Source organism: Prevotella pallens ATCC 700821 (genome assembly GCF_000220255.1).
GTDB classification, from domain to species: Bacteria; Bacteroidota; Bacteroidia; order Bacteroidales; family Bacteroidaceae; genus Prevotella; species Prevotella pallens.
The window spans coordinates 1763632-1767241 of the sequence record NZ_GL982513.1 but is presented as its reverse complement, the minus strand read 5'-3'; the positions used below and the strand labels follow the sequence as shown (position 1 = coordinate 1767241).

General features: G+C 33.3%; 3 protein-coding genes. All 3 read right to left on the bottom strand.

What is annotated here, in order from left to right:
* Window positions 1–449 precede the first annotated feature (449 nt).
* Genes ligA through HMPREF9144_RS06865 form a run of 3 tightly spaced genes read right to left on the bottom strand, consistent with a single transcriptional unit; the run spans window position 450 to window position 3484 of the window.
* Window positions 450–2423 carry an NAD-dependent DNA ligase LigA gene (gene ligA / locus HMPREF9144_RS06875; RefSeq protein ID WP_006045200.1) on the bottom strand — a complete coding sequence of 658 codons (1974 nt, stop codon included), beginning with the start codon at window positions 2421–2423 and terminating at the stop codon, window positions 450–452.
* A 9-nt stretch (window positions 2424–2432) separates the two neighbouring features.
* Entirely contained in the window at window positions 2433–3098 is a 666-nt protein-coding gene (locus HMPREF9144_RS06870; protein WP_006045199.1) for a B3/B4 domain-containing protein, read from the bottom strand.
* A complete protein-coding gene (locus tag HMPREF9144_RS06865; RefSeq protein WP_006045198.1) occupies window positions 3089–3484 on the bottom strand; it encodes a (deoxy)nucleoside triphosphate pyrophosphohydrolase in 396 nt (131 codons plus the stop codon). The genes HMPREF9144_RS06870 and HMPREF9144_RS06865 overlap by 10 nt, the downstream gene beginning before the upstream one ends.
* Between the last annotated feature and the right edge of the window lie 126 nt (window positions 3485–3610).

Genomic DNA, 3610 nt, shown 5'->3' with positions numbered 1-3610 from the left:
ACTTATATGGGTAAAGGTGTACATAGTTTATAACGAATAGATAAATGTGTAGAAATTATGAGTAAAAGTACAAATGTAACGGCAAAGAAGAAAGGTTATTTATTGCTGAAAAATTTTACCATAATATACTCCTAAAAATTTTATAATTAAAATCTACAAGGTTTATAATAACAAAATAAAAATTTATAATTACAGATTTTTATTTTGTTATTATAAATTTTCACGAACTCCTCAAAGTAATTATTCTGCATAGAATGTCCCGACCTATAAATATATGTTCGTATGCTTATTCTAGAATAAAACAAATGGGTTGGAAACAATATTATTGAAATTAAAAACTATAAACCCTGAGCAAACATTGTTCTGCTCAGGGGGTATTAAAAACTATTGATGTTCAATAAAACTTATAAATAAGCTATATTGAGCACTGTTTTTCTATTTTTATGAAACTACTTGTTTGTGAATTTGCTAATAAAATCGTCTTCCGAAATTATGTCTATTCCAAGTTGTCGTGCCTTTTGGTTTTTACTTGATGTGCTATTTATATCATTGTTTATGAGATAGTTTGTAGATTTCGATACACTTCCCGTAACTTTTCCACCTTGACTTTCTATATATGCCTTTAGTTCGTTTCGGTTTTTGTAGTGGTGCACATCGCCCGTAATAACAAAAGTAAGTTCGTTGCAAAGAGTTCCTTTTTGTGTTGGTGCAACTTCTTTTATTTTAAGTTCTGTGAGCAGATGTTCTACTATTTCTTTATTTTTTTTGTTTTGCATCCATTTCACAAAACTTGTACTTTTCTCTGGTCCAATGCCTGAAATGGTTGCAAATACAGCAAAATCAGTGGTAGATTGTGCTATATTAATGAGTTCTGTTAACGAATATGCAGAGAGTAAACGTGTGCAAACATCAATTCCAACAAGTGGAATAAACAAGGAATACAAAAACTTTTTGGGTTCTACACTTCTTGCTTTTTCTATTGATTTCAATAAGTTAGAAACACTTTTATTGCCAAATCCATCCATTGTGCTAAGCTCTTCGGCATATTTATCTAAATGGAATAGGTCGGCATATTCTTTTACCCAACCAAGATTAATAAATTTTTGTACGGTTTGTTCGGAAAGCCCATCAATATTAACCCCATCTTTTGAAACAAAACGTACAAATTTTTTTAATTGTTTTGCAGGACAATTCAAATTGGTACAATGTAATGTTCTTGTAGAACTATTTTCGCTTTCTATTATTTCTGTATCGGCTTTACATACTGGACACGAATTAGGAATAGTAAATGTACCAATTGTTTCAATAACATTGATAACCTTTGGTATAATCTTATTAGATTTTATTACTTCTATTTTGGTTCCTTGTCCACCTATCCTTAGTCTTTCGCATTCAGATATGTTACATAGGCTAGCTCTCTTTACAGTTGTCCCTTCTAAACTAACAGGTTTAAATACTGCAACAGGCGAAATGGTAGAAGCAGCGCACGACCATTCAATATATTCCAATTCGGTTGTTGCACTTTCATCTTTCCATTTAAAAGCATAACCAGCTCGTGTGGCATGATGTCCTGTAACATTTCCTGATGCGGCATATATAGTGTCGTCGAACGAAATAACTAAACCATCAACAGGATAGTCAAACGAGTTTAGTTTTTCGGTCCATTCTTGCACTACATTTCCTATATTTTCCTGTGTAGGGTGAGATATTAGTTGGTGTTCTACAGTTTTAAAACCTAATTTTTCTAAGAAATCCATTCTATTTCCCCACGATACAATGTCTTCATCTGTATGAACTAATGTAAAAGGAATCCAATGAATATGTCGAGATTTTACTTCGTTTATGTTCTTTAGTGTTAATGAACCCGATGCAAGATTACGTGGATTAGCATATTCTTCGCCCATTTCCATATTAAATACATTGAAGTCGGAGTAACTTATAATAGCTTCACCACGAATAACTATATGACCAGTGTTCTTAATTCGTGGTAAAATTCCTTCGATAGCAGCTGCTAAATGAGTAATATTAGTACCTATATGACCATCGCCACGTGTTACCACTTTCGATAATTTACCATTATCGTAAGTAACAACTAAGGTTAAACCATCTAATTTCCACGAAAGCCAAATAGGTTTTCCTTCTGCCCATTTAGCAAGATCGGCAACACTCTTTGTTTTTGCAAGCGAAAGTGCAGGAAATTCGTGTTCTTCTTTTTCGCCAACAATATTATCGGCACTCACATTAATAGTAGGCGAATCGGGTAGGGTAATACCAGTTTCTTCCTCTATACGTTTAAGTTTATCGAAAATAGAATCCCATTCATGGTCCGACATTATTTCAGTTTTACCATTATAATATGTATCTGAAGCCTGATTGAGTTTATCGACAAGCTCACGCATTATAGCTAATTTATCTTCTTGCATAGTGTTCAGTTATTTATATATAAAGAAAGAGCCACCGTTGCTCTCGCAAAATCTTTTTAGAAGTTGTTGAATATATTCTGCATTCTGTTTTACTAATTCTTCATTACCATCATATCCGTTAATTAACACCAACAAATGTGTGGTGTTGATAGTAATTTTTGTACGTTCATTGTCGGAAGTTGGAGTTCCAACACCACCAAAATCATCTCTATAAACAGGTAATCCCTGAATGTTTATCGTTCCGCGTCCAATACCTTTATATGGTTCTCCTTCTTTTCCTATTCCTAATTTTAGGGTATCTCCAATAATCTTATCTGCATCAAAGCCACCAATGCTATAACCATATTTCATAGAAGCAAGATTAATAAGATCTACCAGCGTGTTTATTTGGTAAAGAGCCTTTCCTTGTAATATACGTCTGATTAAAGCTTCTGAAGCAGGACGATAACGTGATGGATCTTTACCGCAAATGCGATAAATATGGCGAGTGGCTGCAATTCCAGAAATTTCTTTTAGTGTATCAACCGTAAGTTTATTTCTAAATTCTTCTCCAAGCGTATCAATATCTTTCCAAAGTTCTTGAGAAAAATTCGAGTTTTTCACTTTTGCCTCAACGCATGCTCCAACAAAGTTAGGGCATACGTTTTCAATTTCTTTCCCTACAATTATTTCCATATCGTCTTTATAAGTTTTTTATCGGCAGCTGTCCATTCTAAAGAGTCAAATTCAGAGGTGTTCAACCACTTTACATTGAGATGAACAAAAAGCTTGAAATTATAATCGTGTGCCCTACAATCGTAAGCCGTAAGAATAATATTAAAATCGGGATATTCATAAGTAATACTTCCTAATTGTTTACCAACATCTATGTCCCAATCCATTTCTTCTTTAATCTCTCTACGTAATGCATCGTAGTCGTTCTCATTCGACTTTACTTTTCCACCGGGAAATTCCCAATGTTCGGCAATATAAGTTGGGCCCTTTCTTAGTCGCTGCGTGCAAAGAATTTTATCTTCTTTACGAATAATTGCACAAACAACTTTTATAGTTCTTTTCTCCATCTTACCACTATTTTTCTACAAATGTACTACAAATAAACTAATATCTAATGATTTTTGCAAAAATATACTATTAAAGACTTTCCACATCATATCTTTTATATACCTTTGTGGCGCTTTTTACGAATA